This window comes from Streptomyces longispororuber, from assembly GCF_024448165.1.
GTDB classification, from domain to species: domain Bacteria; phylum Actinomycetota; class Actinomycetes; order Streptomycetales; family Streptomycetaceae; genus Streptomyces; species Streptomyces longispororuber_A.
In genome coordinates this window covers 64,142-86,940 of sequence record NZ_JAMOLN010000010.1, presented here as the reverse complement: position 1 = coordinate 86,940, position 22,799 = coordinate 64,142, and the positions used below count along the sequence as shown (strand labels likewise).

Below are 22,799 nucleotides of genomic sequence, written 5' to 3'. Positions count from 1 at the left end.
CGTCGGAGACGTCCTCGAAGCCCTGGTGGCGCAGCAGGCTTGCGCCGATCGACGAGCGGTGGCCGCCCGCGCAGTGCAGGACCAGTGGCTTGTCGCGCGGGATCTCGTCGAGACGGCGCGGCAGTTCACCGAGGGCGATGTGCAGGGCGCCCTCGATGTACCCGTTCTCGCCGCGTTCGCCGCAGTTGCGGACGTCAACGACGACCGGCGGGTTCTCGCTGTCGAGTTCGGCGCGCAACTGGGCGGCGGTCAGGCGACTGGCCGGGGCGACCTCGTCGGCCATCGTGGCCAGCGCTTCGTCGGGAGAGGCCAGGTATCCGGCGACCTGGTCGAAGCCGATCCGGGCGAGCCGAGTGACGATCTCCTCCTCGCGGCCCTCGGGCGCCACGACCAGCAGTTCCGAGCCGAGCGGCAGCACGGAGCCTGCCTGCTCGGCGAAGCGTCCGTCCGCGGGCACGTTGACCGCGCCGCGCACGTGGCCGCCGGCAAACTCCTGCGGGTCGCGCGCGTCGACCACCACCGCACCTGCCGCGCGCCGGGTCAGCAAGTCCTCCGAGCCCAGCGCCTGCCGCGCGCTCGCCGGGTCGAACAGGTCACGCTCCCGGCGGTTGAGGTCCGCGTCGTAGGCGAAGTACCCCGGAGCCGCCGACTGCCCGGAGGCCACGATCGCGACGAAGTCCTGCTCACTCATGGGCACGCACGCGTAGTTCGTCGCGCGCTGTTCACCGATGGTCGACTGCCGCTCGGTGGACAGGTTCTTGCCGCAGGAGGATCCGGCGCCGTGGGCGGGGAACACCCGCACCTCGTCGGGCAGCCCCATCAGCTTGTTCTGCACGCTGTCGTGCAGCATCGCACCCAGCTCTTCGGCGGTCACTCCGACCGAGGCCAGCAGGTCCGGGCGTCCGACATCGCCGATGAACAGGGCGTCACCGGTCAGCACCCCGTACGGGACAGCGTCCTCGGAGCGCTCGTACACCAGCACACTGATCGACTCAGGGGTGTGGCCCGGCGTCTCCATGATCTTGAGCGTCACGTCGCCGAGGCTGATGGTGTCGTCCTGGGCCAGCTTGCGTATCGCGTACTCGGTCTCGGCCCGGCTCCCGTAGCCGATCCAGGCGCCGGTGCGGTCGGCCACCTCCAGGTGACCGGCGACGAAGTCCGCGTGGAAGTGCGTGTTGATGACCCCTACCACGGTGAAGCCGCGGGTTTCGGCATCGTCGAGATACTCCGACACGTCCCGGCGCGGGTCCACGACCACGGCTTGGCCGGTGCCTTCGTCGGCGATCATGTACGAGGCCTGGGACAAACAGTCGAGGTAGTACTGCGAGAAGAACACGGGAACCTCCAGAACTGGGCGAACTCTATACCCCGGGGGGTATAAAATCGATCAAGGGGTGGCCCGGCGTGAGGGCGGGCGCGGGTGAGGTCGGATCGCGGTTCCCGATCCGCCGGGGCTTGAGTCGGCGGTGGGTGCGAGCACCGGACCTGGGGGATACCCCCTGGGGTATTACACGAACGACCGTACGGATCTCCACCTGCATTGTCAAATACCCTGGGGGGTATCGAGGGGGTCGCAGGGCGCCACCCGGAGGTGCATGCCGGAACCGACCCCCGTTCGAGGCTGTGAACCTGGCGAAGTGGCACGTTGTGACGGTGGCGCTGAGCGCGCTCTAGGGGGTGGGTCTCGCGCGGCACGCGCCGGCGGCTTCCCGGGTTCGTCGGGGAGGGGCTTCCTCTGCGCCACGTCGCAGACTGTGTGCGGTGAAGGTCGCATGCAGGGGGCATCGGCGCCGGGAGTAATACCCCTCGGGGTATTGTTATCGGGATTGAAGGAGGATTACGTGCAGGTAGATGAAGAATCGATGCAACCCGTCCTGAACCGCCTGCGTCGGGCTCAGGGGCAGCTGACTGCCGTGATCACGATGATCGAGGCAGGCCGCGACTGCAAGGACGTCGTGACACAGCTGGCCGCCGTCTCCCGCGCCCTGGACCGGGCAGGATTCAAGATCGTCGCCAGCGGAATGCGGCAGTGCCTTGCAGGAGACTCGGACACTCCGCCCATGTCACAGGATGAGCTGGAGAAACTCTTCCTCGCCTTGGCGTGACCGTCGGAGGGGCACGCGAGACGGCCGTCGGCTCCCGACCCCTGCCGCACACGGCTGCGACCGCAGCCTGCCCGGAGCATGGCGCGCGGCTGTGGAGCGCGTTGCGCTGTCTCGGCGGTCGGGTACGGAGCGGTCGTGCGCGAGACGCTTCCAACGTGAGGCGGCCGGGAACAACTCACCCGACGCGGCTCTTCTCCACGACGGCGTCGTCGGCGAAGCCCCGGCCCGGGCAACCCCTGGGGGACGATGGCGTCGAACGGGGCCGGGACGAGGAAGTGCAGACCCCCGCCGCCTCCCTTGGGCTTCGGAGCTCGCCGGGCACCATCGGTCATCGAGAGGCTAGTGCGAGGTCGCCTGCTGATTGAGGGCTTGGTAACGGTTCGCCAGAGCGTGAAACGCCTCTTTGGGTTCCCAGGGCATGTCCGGGTACGTACGGGCATGCGGGTAGTCGCTGTGCTCGTCGAGGATCTTGACGATGCCGTAGGAGGCCAGGTCGGGGTCAGGTCCGGACAGGCGGTGGGGGGTGCCGTATCCGGCGAAGCTGAACCAGAAGACGGAGTCGACGCCTTCGCCTTCGAAGATGGGCATGAGGTCGTCGAGATAGCGGACCTGCTCGCTCTCGTCGCGCACCAGATCAGGCTTGGGGGTGACACCGTCCGCCTCCATGGCCATGTACCAGCCGGCGCCGCCGTGGTCGCCCGCTCCGCGGAAGGTGCAGCAGCCGACTTCCATGACGGCGACCGGTTTGCCGTGGGCGAATTCCTTGCGCAGGTCATCGCGGTAGGTGGCGGCGTTGCGCAGCCCCCGGAAGGCATCCAGGCCGACGATGTCGAACGGGCTCCAGTCCACTCCGTCCAGTGGGCACGACGCGTAACTGAGCGGGCCGGCGAAGAGCGGGCGGACGGTGCGGACGACGTCGCCGAGGAAGGCGTTGACCTTGTCGGGGAGGGGCTGGAGTGCGGCCTCGCGGTCGGGGCCGGCCAGGACCGGGATGCGCTCGTTGAAGGTGTCGCCGGGCAGGTATCCGCGGGCGAACAGGCTCAGTTCGCAGCCGGTGACCAGGACGACGTCGGCGCCGTCGCGGCGCAGGCGTTCGGCTCGCTCGGCGCAGTCGGCGAAGTACGGCAGCATCTCTTCGTCGGTCATCTCGCAGGGGAAGGGCGAGAACCACACCTCAAGCCCGGCGGCGGCCGCGTGCCGCGCGGTGGTCTCGATCCGGTCCGGGTCGCCGCCTGTGATACGGACCGCGGTGCAGTGCAGATCTTCGGCGATGATCCGCATGTCCCGGGCGACGACGTCGGCGTCGAAGACAGGGCGGGAGGTGTCCCCGTTGGGGAAGGTGCCGGTGTCGTAGTGGATGCCTTTGCTTCGCATGCCTGGCGCCTCCGTCGAGAATCCGTGTCTCTCCTACGGAACGATCGTCCAGTCTCCAGCGGCGTCAGAGTCAAGTCCGGCTGGTGACCGGCCGGTTGCCCCCGATCGTGCCGCTGCGCCGACCCGATCCGTCCCGTCGGGCCGTTGTGGATGACGGGCGGGTCAGAGCCGGCCCGCTGGGCTTGGCCGCGGACGGTTCAGCACCGCCCTGATCCGATGCGTACGCGCCCTCTGCGAGAAGCCGGGTCTCCGGCATCCGGGGCACCTGATGACCCTCCTGCTCGCGGCGCGACTGCCAGGCGTCGCCGTAGCGTCTGCGTGGCGGTCGGGAGCGCCGTCTGCCGACGCGTAGCCAAGTCAAGGTACGACCGACGCTGCGGCGGAGACTTCACCGGGGTGTCACCTGGGCCTCACGGCCTCGCCCTGAAGGTCACGTAAACCTAACGGGTCCGGACCGAATGCTCGGTGCGAGACAAGGGCGCCCGTGTGACTCAGGGGCGCACGCACCCGCTTCCCCCGAAAGGATCTCCTCGTGGATCGCAGGTCACTTCTGACCACCGCTGCCGGTGCGGTGGCTCTCAGCACGGCGTCGCAGATGCCGGCGCACGCATCCTCGGACCGCAGAGGGCGGCCCGGACTGGTGACCACCTTCAATGTCATCAGCGACATCCAAGGCGATCTCGCCGACCTGCACGTGGCGTTGAAGGACCTGAGCGCCGGCAACCCGGACAGCAGCGGAATCGCGATCGCGGGGGACATCACACCCCGTGGCTATGACTTCGAGTACGCGGCGGTGAAGGAGGCCTTCAGCCGGCACACCTTGCCCAAGACCGCCTGGGCGATCGGGAATCACGAGTTCTACGTGCCCAAGTGGGCCACGCCCGACCAGCTGTCGCAGGACACCTGGCCGAACGGCACGACTGAGGACTCGCTCTTCCGCAGCTTCTACAACTTCGCCGGGCGCAACACCGTCTACGCCGAGCAGTCGTTCGGCGGAATCCCGGTGCTCACGATCGGCACGGAGAAGTACATGCACTACCACGACACGACCCTCTGGGACGAGGTGTGGATGAGTGACGCTCAGTTCGCCTGGCTGGAGGCGCGGCTCAGGTACTGGAAGGCGAGGCGCAAGCCCGTCATGGTCGTCACGCATCACCCCTTGCCCAACACGGTCTCGGGCAGCCACAACAAGCTCTACATGCGGGACTACCTCCAGTCCGACCGGCTGCTCGGCATCCTCGGTCGGCACCGCGACGTGTTCCTCTTCTGCGGTCACACTCACTGGGACCTCAACCTGTCCGACTGGCACGTGCGTCGTGTCGTCCCCGGTACGGCGAATCTCGACGGCTTCTCCGTCATCAACACCGGTGCCATCCAGACTGGTTGGACGGACGACGGCAAGGGAGGCGAGGTGGCCGTTCCCGGACAGTTCAACCAGGGACTCCAGGTCGAGGTCCACCGCGACCAACTTGTGGTGAAGGCGCGCGACTTCACCGAGGGGACGTGGCTGAAGCAGGTCAGGATTCCGCTGCACACCGCGATCTGACCCACGCCGTCGTCATCGACGCTGCCGGGGCCGGCCTCGGCACGCCACCGAGACCGGCCTCTTCCAGGGGAGCGCCTCTCGTGCCGACAGGCGCGGACCGACCGCTCGCCGGCGGAGTCGGCCCGACGAACGTGGAGTATGCGCGACCGCCCCGGTGGCCCTGCGACCTGCCGAGTGAAGGGGGCGGGCCCACTCTAGGCGGGGACGGACTCCGTGGCCGCGGACTCTGCGGTGGAACCGTCGAAGGGCGGATAGCTGTCGCCGCCCATGCGCTCGGCCGCGTCGACGTACCCGGCGAGGGCGTCCCGGGATTGGGCGAGCGTGGCCATCTGGTCGTCGAGGCGCTGGAGGCGCGACCGCATCGCGGCCAGCAGTTCGGGGCATCCGGGGAGCTCCGGTGCCTCGCCGGTCGCGCAGGGGATCACGTAGGCGATGTCCTGTGAGGACAGTCCGGCACCGAGCAGGTGCCGGATCTGCTTGACCCGGAGCACGGCGTGCTCGTCGTATTCGCGATACCCGTTGGAGCCACGACGTGCTTCCAGCAGCCCCTGGGCCTCGTAGTAGCGCAGTTGGTGGGAGTTGACGCCCGTCCGGCGGCTCAGTTCCCCGATCAGCATGGCGACTCCACTTGACCTTCAGACCGGTATGAATGTTGAAGATGCTGCCATGAAGAACACACACGATGCACCTGAATCAGTCGAAACCGTTGCGGCACCCGTCACCGTCGTCGGACTCGGCCTGATGGGCCAGGCCCTCGCCCGTGCGTTCCTGAAAGCCGGTCATCCCACCACGGTGTGGAACCGCACGGCAGTCAAGGCCGACCCGTTGGTGGCCGTGGGTGCCCGGCGCGCGCCCACGGTGGGCGATGCACTCGCGTCGGGAACGCTGACGATCATCTGCCTCGCCGACTACCCGGCCATGTACGAGCTCCTCGACGCCGACAACGTGGAACTGGCAGGTACGACGCTGGTCAACCTGACCTCAGGGGACGCGACCCAGGCCCGTGCGGCTGCCCGATGGGCCGAACGGCGAGGCGCCCGCTACCTGGACGGCGCGATCATGGCGATCCCGTCCGGGATCGGGACGGCCGACGCGGTGATCCTGCACAGCGGTCAGCGGGCGGACTTCGTGGTGCACGAGGCGACGCTCGCCGCGCTCGGTACCGTCACCCACCTTGGCGAGGACCACGGCCTGGCGGCCCTGTACGACGTGGCGGGACTGGCCATGATGTGGAGCGTCCTCAACGCCTGGCTCCAGGGAACCGCGCTGCTCAGGACGGTCGGCGTCGACGCCGCCACGTACGCGCCGTTCGCACGGCAGCTCGCCGCCGGTGTGGCCGAGTGGCTGCCCGGGTACGCCGAGCAGATCGACCGCGGGTCCTTCCCGGCCGAGGTGGCGGCCCTGGAGACCGACGCTCGGGCGATGGCCCATCTGATCGAGGAGAGCGAGGCGGCGGGGATCAATACCGAACTGCCGAAGCTGATCAAGAAGATGGCCGACCGGTCGATCGCGGCCGGACATGGCGGCGAGCAATATCCGGTGCTGATCGAAGAGTTCGCCAAGCCCGGCGATGCTGCCCACTGACTCTTTCGAAGGGTTGTCGGGGTTCGCGTCATGGCGTGGTGAGTGCGAGTCCAATGCCGGCGAGGCAGCAGGAGGCCGCCGAGCTGACGATGGGCTCGCACCGCGGACGGTAGACGAACCGGCTGCGCTCCCCTGATCTGTAGCAGGTGAGCATGGCCGGGGTCACCCGCCCGCGGGAGGCACCGTCGACGACGTACTACGCCATGCTCTGCGCGCCGTCCAGGGACTCGCGAATGATGTCTGCGTGGCCGCAGTGCTGGGCCGTCTCGGCGACCAGGTGCATCAGGACGCGGCGGATCGACCAGGCGGTCCCGGGCTCGTTCCACGGAGCCTTCGGCAGAGGCCACGACGCGTCCAGGTCGGGCAGGCGAGCGATCACGGCGTCGGTCTCCTGGGTCGCCTTCTCGTAGTCGGACAGGACGCCCGCCAGCGTCTCGCCGGGCAGCATCCGGAAAGTCGCCGCTCGCTCGGCCCAGTCCGCCTCCGTCATCGCCGTGAAGTCGGGCATCGCGGACGGACCGTGCTGGATGAACGTCGCCCAGCTCCGCTCCACCTGGGTGACGTGCTTGATCAGCCCGCCCAGACACAGCTCACTGGCGGTGGTCTGCAGACTTGCCTGCTCGTCGGTGAGGTCGCGCGTGGTGAACCGGAGGAAGTGCCGCTGCTTGGCCAGCCCTTGGAGCCAGTCGGCGCGCTCGCCGGTGACGGTCGCGGCGACGGGCTCGGCTTCCTCGCGGGTGGTCGTCTCGTTGCTGGTCATGGTGTCCGCCTTCCGTGAGTTCCTGTGGTGCCGAGGCATCACGATAGGAGGCATGTAGGTCAGTTTCAGTCCTAGATGATGCGGATGTGTTCACGAGGGCCAGGGCGCGAGCCGGTGGTACGGAGCCGACGAGGCCCCGCGCGGGGGCGTCGGCACCAGCACTGCCTTGTGATCGGCCCATGGTCATGCGGCCCTTCACTCTGCCCCGCACTGGGCACGGGATCAGAGGTCGTTCACGTCCACGATCCCGTCCTGGACGGCGCGAGCGACCAGGCTCGCCTTGGTCCCTGCGGGACGGCCGGCGTTCGCGTACTTGATCCGTACTCGGTCCAGATACGAGTTGACCGTTCGTACGGAGATGCCCAGACGTTGCGCGACCAGGTCCTTCGACTCCGACTGGAACCACTCGATGAGCACGTTCTCCTCGCGGGCGGACAGCCGGGGGCGGTCGGTGCGAGCGTTCGTTCCCAGGGCGCCGGCCAGCGCGGGCGGCATGTAGGGGCGCTCGTCGGCGGCGGCCAACGTCGCCTCGACGAGGTGCTCGCGGCCTTCGCTCTTGGTCAGATAGGTCGCGGCTCCCAGGTCCAGGCAGCTGAGAGCGGTCTTCTCGTCGTCTCGCATCGAGTACACGACCACCTGCCGACCGGCGTCGACGAGTTCTCGGAGGCTGGGGAGTACGGGGCCGCCGTTGCCCAGCTGCAGATCGAGCAGGACGACGTCGGCGGTGCTGCCCGGGGCGGTCCAGGCCGCCCGTACGGAACTGCCGGAGGCCACGACGGTGATGGGCCGGTGCGAGGCGGCGTACCAGGCCTCGATGCCGGCGAGGATCGCTGGATGGTCGTCGATGACCACCACACTGACTGCTGGCTCGCCACTCATGTCGGAGTCAACTCCTGAGCGGGCACGGTTCGTTCCCAGCTGGCTGCCACCCACACGTCCTGGCCGCGGATCGTTCTGGCCACGGTCACGTCGGAGTTCGTGGAACGCTCGTGAGCCGGAACTGGGCCCGTCGGCTCGCAGCCGTCGGCACAGTCCTCGCTGACGACGCTGACGTGTACGGCCCGGGGTGTCCATACAACGGTCACGCGCGCGGTCGAGCGGGTGCGGCCCAGAATGACCGCCACCGGGTCGACCAGTTCCCTGCGGATCTCCACAGGAACCTCGCCCGGTCGGCCGCGTACGGCCAGGTTCACCGTCACACCTTGGTGCTCGGCCACCTCCACACACGCCCGGACCTCGTTCAGCAGGGGATCGGTGACGGCATCGCCCTCCGCGAACAGTCGGCGCATACGGGCGGCTTCCACCCCGCACCGCAGTCTGACCTCCTCGTCGCGAGGGCTCAACGCTCCATGCCCGAGGCCCACGAGCAGAGGCACGGTCGTTGCGGTCAGCGTGCGGTAGCGCTCCCTGTGATCATGTTGCATCTGCTCATGGATGCGCTCCCGGGTCCGCAGCTTCTCCTGTCGCGCGCTCTCGGTCCCTGCTCTCGCGGCCATGTCGTGGAAGAGGTGAGTGAGTGCGCCGACGGAGAGCTGGAAGCCGATGACGGACACCGTGGAGATCCCGACGACGGCCGTCTCCGCGGCGGTAGGCGCACCCGACAGGAGCACAACAAGCACGGTGAGGCCGACATGCGCGGCGAGAAAGGCGATGAACAGTCTGATGGGCCGGTCCATCAGGAAGAACAACGCGTGCCAGCCGACCAGCCCGAAGGCCCAGTCCTGCGGACCCGTCAAGTGTTCCGGCGGGAGGGTGAACGCGCACACCACCGACACGGACAGCACCGTGCCCATGCCCCACCGGCGTGCCGACGACGTGATCTGCCGGCCGCGCAGGAGCTGGCCGGCCGCGGTCGCCGTGACGAAGGCGAGGCAGACGAAGGCCGCTGTCTGCGCCCATGCCGGGCGATACGCGTCGTGATGGGCCGTCAGCTGGCGCAGTGAAGCGCCGAACTGCACCACCAGGCTGATCAGTAGGGCTGCCAGTCGGGCCCCGTGCAGGAGCTGTCCGCGGATCAGACGGACTGAAGCCGTGGGCTGTTCCCGGCCGTCGGGCGGGCACGGCAGGGCGGGCGCCCGCGCCGTGTTCACGGGCGGAGAGGGCCGGGATTCAGGGATCGGCCGGTGCCAGCGCCACTGGATCCGGGTCCCGGCGCCCGGGCGGGAGGTGATGGAAGCGGATCCGCCGACCGTGTGCATGCGGCCGATGATGGAACCGGTGAGGCCGCGGCGCCGTTCGGGGACGGACTCCGGCTCGAAGCCTCGCCCCGCGTCGGACAGTTCGACCACGATGCCGCCGTCCTCCGCCCATGCCCTGAGCTTCGCCTCCCGCACCCCGGCGTGGCGTGCCACATTGGTGACTGCCTCCCGGACCCCGTTGAATATCGCGAGCCCGGGGCCGGAGGGGATGGTGAGTGGACCGTCCACATGCGACGTGAGGTGGACCCTGGCCCGCCCCTCGCCCTCGGGAACACAAGCGAGGAGGACTGCGAGGTCGACGCTCTCCGCCCCGAGATCGGGTAAGGCGGACAGCGCCTCCAAGTCCTTTCTGGCACGTGACGGCAGCCACGACCAGTCCCTGCCGTCGCCCTGGTAGACCATCAGCAGTGTCGCAGCGGCCGTGTCGTGCAAAGTGGCGAGGTACTCCCGCTCGGTCGCCCGCCGCGCAGCGGTGACCGCCGCCTCGCGGCGAGACGCGGCCTGCGACGCGGCGGTCCGGTCGGCCCTTGCAGCCCGCGACCGGACGATGACGTGGGCGGCCCTCGACAGACTCGCCTCGAGAAACATACGCATCAAGGATGCCGACTCAAGGTGACCAGGGGACGAAAGCAGATCCCCCAATGTGCAGGTGGCGGCCCCCAACGCGGCCAGGGACAGCCCGGCCACGGGAGGTGTCGCCCACTCGTGCTGGAACGAGATGACGCTGATGCCGATGATCGCCTCCACCATCAGGTCGGCGTCATGGCCGAGCACCGGCTGCGACAGTCCGATCAACACGACCATGGACGCGTCCAGGCCCCATCGAGGAGCGAGAGGCAGCGGCCTGCGCAGCGTGCGGACGCGCACGACGCAGGCGAGGAGAGCGGGTACCAACAGGCACAGCGCCACGGGAACGTCCGCCGCCTCGGCGGAGACGAGGCCGAGCGCGCCGCACACACACGCCACTGTGCAGCGGAGCCACACCCCGTATCGCCCAAGGGTCGCCACCAGCAGGCGCTCGCCGGTCCCTGGGTTGTTCATCGGCGCGGCGAATCCCTTCCCGCGTCCCTCGCGACCCTCATGTCGCACGAGGACAAGGGTAGTTGAGGTGCAGTCGAGTCGAGGCGCATCGTGTGGGGCGAACGACCGGCATACTCGGCGGCCGTGTCGGGCTACTGTGCGCGTCGTACAGGGTCGACACCGGCGAGGCTGGCCTTCCTGACGCCTCCCTCACCGAAGAGTTGAGAGGGACCTATGTCTGTCAGAACGAGCCTGGTCGCGCTTGCCACGTGTGTCGTCGTGGGGGCGACGGCGCTGGGCACCAGCCCGGCGTCGGCGAACGTGTCACAGGGATACATAGCCGGCAGCGGCACGATCATCGACGACTGGGGGGACGAGGGTCCTCTTTGGTCGGGCAGCAAGTACCGGACGTCCAACGCGGCCGGACTGTGGCAGTACGTCCTGTGGGCAGAGGGGGCCACGGAACAGAACGGCTCGGCCTACGACTATGCGGACATCGACTGCGACTTCGGCGACAACACCACCTACGCGACGAAGAAACTGCAGTCGAGATGGGGCGTGGACCCGGACGGGGCCGTGGGCAGCCAGACCTTCAGCATCGCGGACGACCACCTCCGTGGGAGCACGGGCAGGGTCACCTACTTCGGCAAGGTACGCGCCGTCACCTTCATACGTACCTCCGGTGGCGCCTACCGGTTCGAGAACCCCGAGGCGGGCGTGGGATCGAACCTGTGGGAGACGGCCAACTACCAGACCTACGCGACCTGCTTCGTTCCCGGCGGCTGAGTGACGCATGTACCCGGCGGCGCCGACCGGGCGGACGCGTGCAGCAGGTCCGCTGCGAAGGCAGGAACACCCGATCCCGTGGAAGGACCATGGCCGACGAGAAGGTTCTCACTGCCCAGCGATGGGTGAACGCAACATACTCCGGCGTCACCGGGTACGTACGGTGCGCCGAGGACGGTCGTACGGGCTGGGGAACCATGCAGGCCCTGACCATGGCACTGCAGCATGAGCTGGGCATCAGCCCGGTCGTCGCCTCGTTCGGTCCCACCACTCTGTCCCGGCTGGAGGCCCTGGGTCCCCTCCATGTGGCCTGGGCGGAGAACGCCGGCATTGCGCGCATTCTCAAGCACGCCTTGTTCTGCAAGGGGTACTGGGGCGGAAACTACGACACCGGCGAGGTCGAGCCCGTCACCGGCGACGCGATAAACGAGATGAAGTTCCAGATGGGACTTCCGACAGACACTCTGGTGCAGGCGCGCGTCTTCAAATGCGTTCTCAACATGGACGCCTACGTCCGAGCGGGCGACGGTTCGGACGCCGTGCGGCAGGTCCAGCAGTGGCTGAACGGCCGCTACTGGCAGCGGAGTGCCTACTCCATAGGCCCCTGCGACGGGCGGTACTCCCGGGACGTGCAGAAGGCGCTCATGGTCGCCCTGCAGTACGAGATGGGTGTTCCGTCCCCCAACGGAAACTTCGGAGAGGGAACACAGGCCGCCCTGAGAGACCATCCGGTGGGGCAGGGAGACAGCGGAGTCATCACTCAGCTGTTCTCCGCCGGGTGTGTCTTCAACTCGCCGCTCCCCGCCGGGGCCACCGCCGAGTTCACCGACGTATACGACTCCGAACTCGCCTCATGGGTGGCCCAGTTCCAGGACTTCTCCCTGCTGGAGCGAGGCGAAGGAGACTACCGGACGTGGTGTCAGCTCCTCGTCTCCATGGGGGACCCCGACCGTCCCGTGACCGGTTCGGACACCCGGTTCGAGATCACGCCGGTCCGCGCCCGGTGGCTGGCCGACCGGAAGTTCGAGGTGGTGGGCCGCTATCTGTACGACCCTCCCGGCTCCACCCTGGACAAAGAGATCAAGCCGGGTGAACTGGACGTCATCTTCGCTGCCGGCCTGAAAGTCTTCCCGATCTTCCAGGCGAACGCCCGCACGTTGGGCGACTTCACCACCATGCAGGGCTACGCGCACGGAGCCCTGGCGCACGACCTGGCACGCGAGTACGGATTCAACTGGGGCACGGTGATCTACTTCGCCGTGGACTACGACGCCACTCAGGCGGAGATCGATTCCGCCATCGTGCCGTACTTCCAGGGCGTGGCCACTGCTCTGGAACAGCGAGGAGGACGATACCGCCACGGCGTGTACGGATCCCGGAACGTGTGCGCCAACGTGTCGGAGAGGACGGGTGCGAAGTACTCCTTCGTGTCGGGCATGTCCTGGGGGTTCTCGGGGAACCTCGGATACCCGCTGCCGGCGAACTGGTCCTTCAACCAGATCCAAGAGACCTCGGTCACGAACGGGACGGACGTCTTCGACCTCGACAGGGACGCCGTATCCAGCCGGGACAGGGCATCCGGCTCCGTCAACCAGCCCGCCGAACAGTACGACGGCTTCATCGCAGCCATCGAAGATCTTTACGCCCTCGCCGTGCAGTACGGCAAGGGCGACCCCGACCAGCTGGTCATGGAGTTCGTGCGTCACGATGCGTACGGGGGGCTGGACTGGGCGTACCTCATCGGGAACTACGACAAGGACTTCGTGGCCTATGCCGAGGCCCGCGACATGACGGTGCCGAAGCAGTTCGTCGACCCGTTCACCGGAACCCATCTGGGCGCGGAACACTTGCTGGCGACGGCGAACGGGGTTTTCGTCCATCCCCCTGCGGACAACAGGCGGAGCGCGAACAGCGGTGACATCACGGGCTGGGGCGGCGATCTCATCACCCTCTACGCGGACTGGAGGGACGCCACCGACACCTATCCGGACGGTCGGGACTTCGTCAACGAGAACATGGCGAACCCCGAGGTGCCCACCACGTTCGGGTACTCCGACTTCATCGAAGACGTAGACGGATATCTCATCGCGCAGGAGTGCAGGTCGAGCCGGGACATCGTGACGGCCATCAGGGGCCACTACGAGAACGGCGGAGGGCGAAGCAGGTTCACATCATTCTGGGACTCGCGTTTTACCGGAAATGCGGGCGAGGCCGGCTACGCGGTCCAGAACGTCCTGACGGCCGAGCAGGAGCCGCTCACCGTGGCACGGCTCGGGCTGCTGGGACGCCGGGGCATCACTACCCTTCCTGCGATGCTTCCGTACTCCGAATTGGAGGCGTTCTGTCTGGGATTCCTGGACGTCCTGCAAGGTCGAGTGAACGGGGAGTCGTGACATGCGAACGTGCCTGACCAGAAGAGCGAGATGGACGTGACCGGCCCTGGGATGTCCCGACGCCGCGTGATGACCGGTGGGGCCGGGGCCCTGACCGCGGCGGCGCTGGCATCGACTGTCGCCGCCTCACCGGCCATTGCCGCGCCCGAGGCCACACCGGAGTGGCAGAAGGGCAGCAGCGCGAACGGCTGGAGGGTTCTGACCGAGGCCAAGACGGAGGAGTACCTCGTCGAGGGCAGCGGGCTCGCGGTCCGTCTGGCTACCGGAGACCCGGCCGTACTCCTGCTGCACGTCGCACGCCGATACCACTACGAGATCGGCAGCCTGCGCGCCGGTGACCTCCGCGGTCACACCGCTTCGCGGCTCGTCGCCCAGCCCTTTGAGTCGAACCACCTTTCCGGCACGGCGATGGCCATCCGGGAGCACGCCTACCCGCTGGGGGTGAGCGGCGGCCTCTATCGGACAGAGTTGGTGGTGATCCGCGACATTCTGTCCGAACTGGGCGGCACGGTCGCATGGGGCGGTGACTTCACCCCACCGAAGGAGTCGCACTTCGAGATCGCTCTCGCACCGACTCACCCTAAGACGAAGAATGTGGCCCGCACGATCCGCGGCTGGAACACCGAGCCGGGAAAGGGCGCCGGCGCCACGGACGCCTTCGCACCCGAGCGCCGTACCCGGGCCGCAACCTTCGCACAACGCGATCCACGCGCCCGCGGGCTCGATGTGCCCTCGAGCCCCTGACGGCCTGCCTTGTTGGGGTGTGACCCGGATGCGGCAGAAACCCGGTCGTGCCCGTGGTGGACGCGGCGGTCACGGTGCATTTCGAAGAGGCGATCAGTTGGGTTCGGTGACGGGCGGTCGGCTGGGGCCGGGGACGGTGGGGGTCGGAAGGTGTTCGTACTGCTCGGCCTGGAGTCGGTACATCTGTGCGTAGCGACTGGCGGGTGCGGTGGCGAACAGCTCGGCGTGACTGCCCTGTTCGATCAGTCGTCCCTCGTGCAGGACGAAGATCCGGTCGACGTGCCGGACCGCGGCCATCCGGTGTGTGACCAGGACGATGATGCGGTCCGGGCCGGCGAGTCCGAGGATCTGGTCGAAGGCCCGCTGCTCGGCGTCCGGGTCGAGCGCGGACGTCGGCTCGTCCACGATGATCATGCAGGCGTCGCGGAAGTGGGCGCGGGCCAGACCGAGTTTCTGCCACTGGCCGCCGCTCAGGTCGCTGCCGCCACGGAACTGCTTGCCCAGCAGGGTGTTCATGCCTCGGGGGAGTGCCGCGATGTCTGCGTCCGCTCCGGCGTACTCGGCGGAGGCGTGTAACTCGTCGTCCGCGGCGTCGCGGTCGGGCTGACCGATGCGGATGTTCGCCGCGGCCGTGAACGGCCAGCGTTCGAAGCTCTGGGTGAGCAGACTGACGTGGCCGAACAGCTGGCGGCGGTCGGCTTCGGCGACATCGACGTCGTCCCAGTGGATATGGCCCTCGCCGGGCAGATGGAGACCGGACAGCAGCCGGACCAGGGTCGACTTCCCGGAGCCGTTGGGGCCCACCAGGGCGATGACGCTTCCGAGGGGGATGGTGAACGAGACGTCCTTGACCGCCGGCTCGTCGCGTCCGGGATAGCAGAAGGAGACGCGCTCCAGGCGGATGGACCGGGGGCGCTCGTACAGGGCCACGCCGCCGTCCGGGATGGCCCGCTGCTGGGCCTTCACGAGGAAGTCGTCGAGGTCGTGCACGTACAGCGACTGCTCGTGGAGTTGACTCATGGTGCTGACCAGAGCGCCGATTCCGGCGGAGCCTGAGTTGAGCGCCATGGTCGCGGTACCGAAGGCGGCCACGCTCATGTGACCGGACAGGCACAGACCGATCATCAGCACGAAGGTCAGCAGGTACCCCACCCCCTGCAGGGCGGAGGCGGCCAGCTCGGTTCGGGCCTTGTCCTTGGCCAGACGCTCCTGTTCGGACTCGGCGGTGTGGGACATCCGGTGGAAGTGGCGCAACAGGTAGCGGCCCACTCCGTGTACGCGCACCTCCAGGGCGGCGGTGACCGAGGTGAGGAGGCTGGACAGCACCCGGCTCGCCCGCAGGTGCTCGATCCACGTCATGGTCGAGAAGTACCGCTGCTGGGCCACGCGCATCACTCCCCAGCCCCGCGGTGCCACGATCAGGACCAGCATCGGCAGCAGGACCGGGTTGAGCGCCAGGAGGACACCGCCGGAGGCGACCAGCGAGAGCACGCTGTTGATCGCGGCGACACTGGAGCCGATCATGTGCCGGGCCTCGTTCGCCCCGTACTGGGCGCGGTCGATGAGTTCGCGGAACGAGCCGTCCTCGATCGCCGCCATCTCGACGCGCTCGCAGGCCGCCAAGTACTGCTCGGACGCGGCCCGTTCGACCTTGGGCTCCAGGCTTCCGGCGGCCGAGGTCGACCACGACGCCAGGACGGCGTTGATGCTGTTGACGACCACGAGCAGGACTCCCGCGGGCAGCGCGTGGCGCAGGCCGCGCACATCAGTGCCTGCCGCGAGCACCGCGTGCAGGGCGGCGTTGACCGCGAGCAACTTCAGTGCGGCCGCGATGCCCTGGCCGACCTCCGTGACGCCGACGGTGACCAGCGAGCGGCGGTCGGTGTGCCACGCCAGTGCGATGGTCCGTCCCACCAGGCGGGGAAGGGACTTCAGCGCGCCCCACAGAGTGAGGTCGAGGCGGGCGTACTCGTGGGTGCTCCAGCCCATGTCGTAGCGCAACGGCCCGCCGAACAGCTCCAGTTCGGAGGCCGTGACCTTGGGCTCCTCGATCCTCGGACGGCGGAGAATCCTCACGGCCCCACCTCCCGCGCCTGCCTGGGCCAGTTCACCGGCGTGTACAGGGTGCCGGTGCAGAAGGCGTGCAGGACGGCGGTGGTGTAGGGATGGCAGTCGGGAGGGGGCTGGTTGGGCACAGCCCACACGAGCCCCGTGTGCTTGTCGGGTTCGGCGTTGAACGGCTCGCCCTGCCATTGCCGGCTGGTGAAGACCGTCCCGAGCCGCCCGCCGGCCCCGCCGCCGTAGTGGATCAGGCCACAGAACTCCAGATCCGCCTCGTCGATGTCGACGTCGATCTCCTCGCGCAGTTCGCGCAGGACGCCTGTGGCGACACTCTCCCCGTACTCCAAGTGACCGCCGGGGAGGGTGAGCTGTCCCGGTGCGTACTCCTGTTTCGGCGACCGGCGTACCAACAGGACGCGGCCGTCCGGGCGTTGCAGCACACCGAGGACATCGACGATCGAACGGAACCGCTGTGCGGGCTCGGTCACAGATCCTCCCTGACGGCGTGGCGCTGCATGTGGCCTCCTTGGGCGACGAACCGAACAGGTACTCGTGGAACGAGGGTGATTGGTGCGTCGTACCGGTGCCGCGAGCGCGAAATAGGGAACGAAGATTCGAAAAGAGGTGAGAGGTGCGAGGTGAAGGGTGAGAGGTGGGCGAGGTCGGGGTTCGGGTGCGTGGTCTCGTTCTCGATTCACTCGGGCGGGGCGAGTCCCCGACCGAGGACTGGCGTGTCGTCGATGAGGGTGGAACAGGCGAGCGGTCGGATGCGTCAGTGTGCTGGCCGCGCGGCTGGAGCGCTGCAGGTTCGCCGGAGAGTGGAGCGGTCGGGGCGAATGAGGCAGCAGAGGTGGGGCACGGGGTCCGGGGGAGTGTGCGGGCGTGCACGTCGAGGTGAGATTGCGGGATCGCCCGGCCCTGCACGCCTGTCTACGCTGAAGCGACGCCGACGCGCCCCTGGTGCCCCCAGCCGCCGCGAGCGTGACCAGTGGTCGCGTTGAGCGCCGTGAAACGTTCACGAAGGCTCAACACGTCGGTCGGACCTATCCCCTGGACTTCCTCGGATGTGGCGGGCACACCCACCTCGGCTCACGACGCCCGGGTGATCGCCGACCAGCTTGCCCCGTACCTCAGGAGCCTGCCAACGGGATGGTGAGAGACGCGGCCACCCGTGAACCGGCCAGGGACTGTTGCCCACACTGCTGCCTCCGGACCTCCTGCGGGCCCTGCCGCTGGGCGACTTGATTACCTGAGCCGAGAGCAGCAGTACTGGCGAAGGCTACGGGAGTCCGCCGTGGGCCAGGCTCACCGCGGAAGCCGCAGCGCTCCCCGGCCCCCACTGCCGGGTCTGGCCGCGGGCGCCAGCTCGAACATGGGATTGTGCAACATCCGTGAGCCGGTCATCACGCCCGAGATCCCGGCGACGTCGGCGACCATTCCCGGGATACTGGTCGCCTTCACCATGGGCGGCCGTGGTGCGCCCACTGGTGAAGAGTGCAACATGAGCTTCAGCTGACTCTGTGTGGGATCTTGGAGATTCCCGGTGTAGCAGCTCGGTCAGCGGGCATGCTCGGGTAGTTCCTCCGACCGATGCAACTGTCGAGGTGCCCGTTGTCCCTCCGTCCCCGTTCCGGTGAGCACGTCAGCCGGTCATCGTCAGAGGACTCCCACGTGGTGGGGCGTGACGGCGGCCTGTGCCACGGGATCGGTGCCCATTCGGGTGCGGGCTGTCCGAAGGGCACGCGACCGTCGCACACACGTGGCCTCAGCTTCAAGCATGCGGCGGCAAAAGGGTCGCCGTCGGTTCGGATTCACCGCACCTTGTCAGCAGGTACATCACTGGCCGGACAGGGGCTTTCATGGCGCGATGGCGCATTTCGGGATTTCAATAATCGAAAGGCGGAGGGGTTATGAACAAGGTCCTGCGATTCAAGACTGCCGCGCTCCTGGCAGTCGTTGGGGCTGTGATTCTCGCGTTTCCTGGTGTCGCCAGTTCGGCGTCCAGCGGATCGGGGAATGCTATTTCCGCGACGTACTCCAATTCATGCGCAACGGGATGGGTGGCCCCTGCGTCTGATGACATGCCCATCCGGTCTCAGGCGCGGAACAATGCCACCGTCCTTGAGCGGGTCAAGTTGGGTTACCTCATTCGCTGCTCCAAGCACGTAGCAGTGACAGGTGACCACTACAACGGATGCGGCATCTATGACGCCAGCGCGTGGCTCATTGTGCTGACGGATGACGGCGTGCTGGGCTATACGGCGATGACGTGTTGGAGAGATTTCCACTGACCTGTTTTCGTCCTGGTCGCCAGCACCCGCTGGGGCCGACGCAACTGCAAACTCACGACCCGACATGACCCTTGGCGAACGGGCCGATCCGCCGAAGTAGCTGACACCCCCGTGCCACCTGCACGTCTCTCGAGGCACTTCCTGTCCTTGGATGCTTCGGTTCCCTCCTTGGGCCCGCGTGGTGGCTCTTGGTGGCTGCTGCCGCGCTGTTCGGGAGGGTGACTGTCGAGATGTGGTGCGCAGGGCGCGGGGTGCGCCAAGCCCACACGGGCATCCGGCCCCTCTCTGTCCTCCAAGCGTTGCACCCTCCACAAGGCAGCGGCACGAGCGTGAGCTTCACCTTCCCCCCCGGCAGGTGTCGGGGAGAACGGCATCCTGGCGAGGTTCCTTCGGTTAGCGAAGGGGAGGAGTCACGTCCTGACCGACGGGCCACTGCCAGTTCAACCACCGCACCGCAATACACGGAAACCCTCGCGTGCGCTCAATTGGCCCAGCCCTGGAATCAGGAGGACCGAGAAGCGTCTCGGAGTTGAACTCTTCACGTTCGCATGGGAGTTGACCAACCGAGTAGGCGGGTCCTGCGTCGGACAGTGCGTAGGTCACGTCACTGTGCAGCTCTTTCTCGGAGGACTTCCATGCACTCTCGCCCCACCCGCCGTCCGACCCGCGCTGTCCCACTGCTGGCCCTGACCCTTGGCGCCGACACCCTCTCCGGCGGCCCCGGCAACAACGTGGTCCGGCAAGACTGAGCACTCCGGAGACGGAACCGTCCTGTCGGGCCCGAGGGATTCTCGCCGGGTGGTCGGATGGGCCGCAGCGGGCTGCGGGAACGTCCGGACGGCTGGGGCGGCGGCTTCGGCGGGCCGCTCCTCACTGGCTCTGACAACAGCTGCTGATCATGAGCCTGCTGGCCCATTCGTTCGTAGGCAGGGTGAGGGGAAAGCGTCAGTCCCGTCCTTGGATCGAGTCGGACGAACTGCGCACGCTAGTCGAGCTGTTGTCGGCTGTGCGGGATCGGACGAGGACCGAGGGAAGACCCCAGAGGTCGGCCGGGCCGGCCTGTTTGGAGGGCTGCGGGGGGGGGCAGCCACTCGTGGGCACGCCGCCCGGCCGGGTCGAGTCAGTGGGCCGCTGTCGGCTCTACGTCAAGGACCGCCTTCCCCGCGATGCGCCGGTCCAGCAGTGCTTGGGCGGCCTCGGCGACGCGCTCCCAGGAACCACGCCAGTCGACCTCCGGGGAGAGCCTCCCCGCGGCCACGAACTCCAACAGGGTTGCCAGGTCAGGGCCGACCTCATGGACGTCACCGAATGTGTTCATCGTCTTGGACGGCCCCACGGAGAACAGCGAGTACGGCGCGAACACCGCCGGTTCGTCAGAAGCCCAGCCGATGTTCTGCACACTTCCGCCAGGCGCCAGGAGTTCCCAGGCTGCGGCCAACTGTTGGCCGCCTACGTTGTCGAGGATGAGGTCCACCGGCCGGTCGATGCCTTCGAGGCCGACCACCACGGAGTGGGCACCCAGTTCGGCCAAGCCGGCCGCGCGTGCCTCGGATCCCACCGAGGCGATGACGTGGGCGCCTCCCAGGGCTGCGAGCTGGACCGCGTAACGGCCGACGCCGCCGGCCGCGCCGGTGATCAGTACGCGCCGACCCAGGATCGCGCGGGTACGCAGGGTGCGAAGGGCGGTGACACCGGCCATCGGCAGCGCGGCGGCGCCGGCGAGGTCGACCTGGTCGGGGACCTCGGCCACCGCAGTGGTGGCCACGGCCATCCGCTGGGCCCACGCGCCGGCGCCGAACGCTATGACCCGGGCTCCCACGGACGGCCCGGTGCCGTCCGCCGCGGCACGCGCTACGACGCCGGCGGCGTCGTAGCCGTGAACGGTTCCGGCCGGCAGTCGTCCCGCGAACGCCACCTCACCGCGGTTGAGTGAGACGTGCTGCACCTCGACCACCAGCTGATGTGGTGCTGCCTGGGGTTCTGCGACCGTCCCGAGACGCAGGGATCCCTGCGCGTCGGGATCTACGACGAGCGCGCGCATGGCCATGAGATCTCCCCTGTAGACATGCATGAAGCGGACCGGTAGTCCGGATGGTGCACGGTAATATGCGGACCGACAGTCCGTCTAGCTTGGAGTGCCGATGACTGAACAGCGGGCCGAACGCGCCGACGCGGCCCGTAACCGCCGCGCGGTGCTCAGTGCGGCCGAGCAACTCCTGACCGAAGGCGGCGGAGACCATGTGTCACTCGACCGCGTCGCCGCACTTGCCGGAGTCGGGAAAGGCACCGTCTTCCGGCGCTTCGGCAACCGCGCCGGACTGTTGCAGGCGCTGTTGGAGGAACGATCCCGGGAACTGCGCGATGCGATCGAGAACGGACCCCCACCCCTGGGGCCCGGGGCGCCCACCCCCGAGCGACTGCTCGCCTTCCTCGACGCGCTCGGCGCGATCGCCGAAGGCAACGCCACCTTGCTGTCCGCACACGGGCAAGCCTGCGCCGAGGACAAGTACCGCGACCCCAGCTACCAGCACTGGCACCGCCATCTCGGCACTCTGTTCAGCGAAGCCCGTCCCGATCTCGACGCGGACTTTGTGGCCCACGCCGTGCTCGCCGCCTTCGACGGCGCCCTCATCCGCCACATGACACCCCCCGACGATCCCCGCCGCTTCACTCGTTCCGTCCAGCAGATGGCCACGGCGCTGCTCGGCCGCGACTGATCTCGGAGTGCCTCCTGCTGACGTGGCTATGGCGATGCGATTGACGGAACCACCCCCACTGCCCTCGCCCTCTTGCTGACTCCCGGCCACTGCGGTGACGGCTCTCAACTCGGGCCCGTGCAGCAGGAGATATCCGTCCCCCTCGCATCGGCGTGGGGCGGCCGTGCCGACGGCTGCGAGGTTGGAGACGGCGTCGGGACTCTGCTGGGCGCGCCGTGGCGGCCGGTCGGCGGACCTTCAGTTGGAGGGCGTCCGTTCCGCGGGCCGAGGTGAGATCCGCAAGGCCATCGCCCACGTCGCCGAGCGGCAGCCACGCTGCGGTGAGGAACCCTGGCGTCATGTAGAAGGACGGGACCAGGACCAGGAACATGCGCGCCCAGATCTCCAGGCGGGGGCGAGCGGCCCGCCGCCACGCGCCTAATCGCACGGACTGGTGGCTGCTCCGCAGTGTGCGGAGCGCGGCGGTCAGTTCGCGATAGGTGCGACGAGACTTAACGGATTCCTACTAACAGTAGCCGTCCACCCTGGTGCCAGCGGGAGCGAGGTTGGGCCAGGGATGCCCTGCTCTGTCAGAGGCAGCGGACCGTAGGAGGTCAAGAAGAGTGCACCCCGGGTAGCCCCGAAAACTCGCGTAGTTGCCCCGGTAGTAGCAGCTCCAGTAGCTCACGACTCGCCGTTGAGTGCGCGCGAAGAAGGCAGGGTTGTCCACGATGAACTGCCCGTAAGCGAGGTGACCGCAGGTGCCGGGCGTGGCGAGATCACGGAGCTCATCGCGGATGACGACCAGGATCTCCAAGACGTACTCGCCAACCAGTTGCACGACGAAGGGGACGACCCACGGGTCCGTGGAACCAGCGACCTGCTCCAGGTGACGCTGCCTGACCACTCCGTCGCAGTGCCTTGAGTACAGGCAGTGCAGAAGCTGCCGTTGGCGCGACGAGAGCGACGTCACCGCCTCAGTTGGCGGCTCGTCGTTGTAGAGGCGCCCGGGGATCAAAACCTGCTGGCCCTCTACAACGACCGAGAACGAGGCATGCGGCTGGTGTCGAGGTTCAGGCATCACCGCCAAAACTGCCTCGGCATCACTTGCAAGCTCGGCTGGGAACGCTGTGATCAATGGATTGCTGCTATCGGAAAGCGGCTGCACGAGCCGAGCATAGGCGGACGCCTCGGCCAGGTAGCTGGCATCAATGGCCCCACACTCGCGCAACCCGGCGAAG

The 22,799-nt window shown here is 68.0% G+C and carries 17 protein-coding genes; 7 read left to right on the top strand and 10 right to left on the bottom strand.

Annotated features, from left to right (window positions below; all coding sequences use genetic code 11):
- Positions 1-1,336, bottom strand: a 1,336-nt coding sequence (locus tag M4J07_RS05035) for a rhodanese-like domain-containing protein (protein ID WP_255967601.1), incomplete at its 3' end; no start/stop codon positions are given.
- Between the two features lie 505 nt (positions 1,337-1,841).
- On the opposite strand from M4J07_RS05035, the gene M4J07_RS05030 reads away from it, so the two are divergent.
- A complete protein-coding gene (locus M4J07_RS05030) occupies positions 1,842-2,105 on the top strand; it encodes a metal-sensitive transcriptional regulator (RefSeq protein WP_255967599.1) in 264 nt (87 codons plus the stop codon).
- A 339-nt stretch (positions 2,106-2,444) separates the two neighbouring features.
- Here M4J07_RS05030 and M4J07_RS05025 read toward each other — a convergent pair whose 3' ends face one another.
- On the bottom strand, positions 2,445-3,479 hold the full coding sequence (locus M4J07_RS05025; RefSeq protein WP_255967597.1) for a hypothetical protein: 1,035 nt from the start codon (positions 3,477-3,479) through the stop codon (positions 2,445-2,447).
- 640 nt (positions 3,480-4,119) lie between these two features.
- On the opposite strand from M4J07_RS05025, the gene M4J07_RS05020 reads away from it, so the two are divergent.
- On the top strand, positions 4,120-5,025 hold the full coding sequence (locus M4J07_RS05020) for a metallophosphoesterase family protein (RefSeq protein WP_308284731.1): 906 nt from the start codon (positions 4,120-4,122) through the stop codon (positions 5,023-5,025).
- 194 nt (positions 5,026-5,219) lie between these two features.
- On the opposite strand, the gene M4J07_RS05015 is transcribed toward M4J07_RS05020, so the two are convergent.
- Positions 5,220-5,642: a MerR family transcriptional regulator gene (locus tag M4J07_RS05015; RefSeq protein WP_255967593.1), complete on the bottom strand. Its 423-nt coding sequence runs from the start codon at positions 5,640-5,642 to the stop codon at positions 5,220-5,222.
- Positions 5,643-5,691: 49 nt separating this feature from the next.
- Between M4J07_RS05015 and M4J07_RS05010 the strand changes: the two genes are divergently transcribed.
- The gene (locus M4J07_RS05010; protein ID WP_255967591.1) at positions 5,692-6,609 is read left to right on the top strand and encodes an NAD(P)-dependent oxidoreductase; all 918 of its coding nucleotides are present in this window, start codon (positions 5,692-5,694) and stop codon (positions 6,607-6,609) included.
- Between the two features lie 196 nt (positions 6,610-6,805).
- Here the strand turns inward: M4J07_RS05010 and M4J07_RS05005 are convergent, their stop codons facing one another.
- The 3 genes from M4J07_RS05005 to M4J07_RS04995 all read right to left on the bottom strand — a co-directional run bounded on the left by M4J07_RS05005 (position 6,806) and on the right by M4J07_RS04995 (position 10,608).
- The gene (locus tag M4J07_RS05005) at positions 6,806-7,369 is read right to left on the bottom strand and encodes a DinB family protein (protein WP_255967589.1); all 564 of its coding nucleotides are present in this window, start codon (positions 7,367-7,369) and stop codon (positions 6,806-6,808) included.
- Between the two features lie 222 nt (positions 7,370-7,591).
- A complete protein-coding gene (locus M4J07_RS05000; RefSeq protein WP_255967587.1) occupies positions 7,592-8,248 on the bottom strand; it encodes a response regulator transcription factor in 657 nt (218 codons plus the stop codon).
- Positions 8,245-10,608, bottom strand: a complete 2,364-nt coding sequence (locus M4J07_RS04995) for an ATP-binding protein (protein ID WP_255967586.1) — start codon at positions 10,606-10,608, stop codon at positions 8,245-8,247. The genes M4J07_RS05000 and M4J07_RS04995 overlap by 4 nt, the downstream gene beginning before the upstream one ends.
- A gap of 213 nt (positions 10,609-10,821) precedes the next feature.
- Here M4J07_RS04995 and M4J07_RS04990 point away from each other — a divergent pair, with 213 nt between their 5' ends.
- The 3 genes from M4J07_RS04990 (at position 10,822) to M4J07_RS04980 (ending at position 14,510) form a co-directional block, all read left to right on the top strand.
- Positions 10,822-11,373 carry a peptidoglycan-binding domain-containing protein gene (locus M4J07_RS04990; protein WP_255967585.1) on the top strand — a complete coding sequence of 184 codons (552 nt, stop codon included), beginning with the start codon at positions 10,822-10,824 and terminating at the stop codon, positions 11,371-11,373.
- A gap of 89 nt (positions 11,374-11,462) precedes the next feature.
- A complete protein-coding gene (locus tag M4J07_RS04985; protein WP_255967584.1) occupies positions 11,463-13,766 on the top strand; it encodes a glycoside hydrolase domain-containing protein in 2,304 nt (767 codons plus the stop codon).
- A gap of 9 nt (positions 13,767-13,775) precedes the next feature.
- Positions 13,776-14,510, top strand: coding sequence for a hypothetical protein (locus M4J07_RS04980; RefSeq protein ID WP_308284730.1), 735 nt, complete (start codon positions 13,776-13,778; stop codon positions 14,508-14,510).
- Positions 14,511-14,603: 93 nt separating this feature from the next.
- Here the strand turns inward: M4J07_RS04980 and M4J07_RS04975 are convergent, their stop codons facing one another.
- The 3 genes from M4J07_RS04975 to M4J07_RS04965 all read right to left on the bottom strand — a co-directional run bounded on the left by M4J07_RS04975 (position 14,604) and on the right by M4J07_RS04965 (position 20,903).
- Positions 14,604-16,586, bottom strand: coding sequence for an ABC transporter ATP-binding protein (locus tag M4J07_RS04975; RefSeq protein WP_255967583.1), 1,983 nt, complete (start codon positions 16,584-16,586; stop codon positions 14,604-14,606).
- Complete coding sequence (locus M4J07_RS48185) at positions 16,583-17,059, bottom strand: NUDIX domain-containing protein (protein WP_255967581.1); 477 nt, start codon at positions 17,057-17,059, stop codon at positions 16,583-16,585. The genes M4J07_RS04975 and M4J07_RS48185 overlap by 4 nt, the downstream gene beginning before the upstream one ends.
- Before the next feature lie 2,923 nt (positions 17,060-19,982).
- Positions 19,983-20,903: a zinc-binding dehydrogenase gene (locus M4J07_RS04965; protein ID WP_255967579.1), complete on the bottom strand. Its 921-nt coding sequence runs from the start codon at positions 20,901-20,903 to the stop codon at positions 19,983-19,985.
- A gap of 100 nt (positions 20,904-21,003) precedes the next feature.
- Here M4J07_RS04965 and M4J07_RS04960 point away from each other — a divergent pair, with 100 nt between their 5' ends.
- The gene (locus M4J07_RS04960; RefSeq protein WP_255967577.1) at positions 21,004-21,579 is read left to right on the top strand and encodes a TetR/AcrR family transcriptional regulator; all 576 of its coding nucleotides are present in this window, start codon (positions 21,004-21,006) and stop codon (positions 21,577-21,579) included.
- A 505-nt stretch (positions 21,580-22,084) separates the two neighbouring features.
- Here M4J07_RS04960 and M4J07_RS04955 read toward each other — a convergent pair.
- Positions 22,085-22,726: a hypothetical protein gene (locus M4J07_RS04955; protein ID WP_255967575.1), complete on the bottom strand. Its 642-nt coding sequence runs from the start codon at positions 22,724-22,726 to the stop codon at positions 22,085-22,087.
- Between the last annotated feature and the right edge of the window lie 73 nt (positions 22,727-22,799).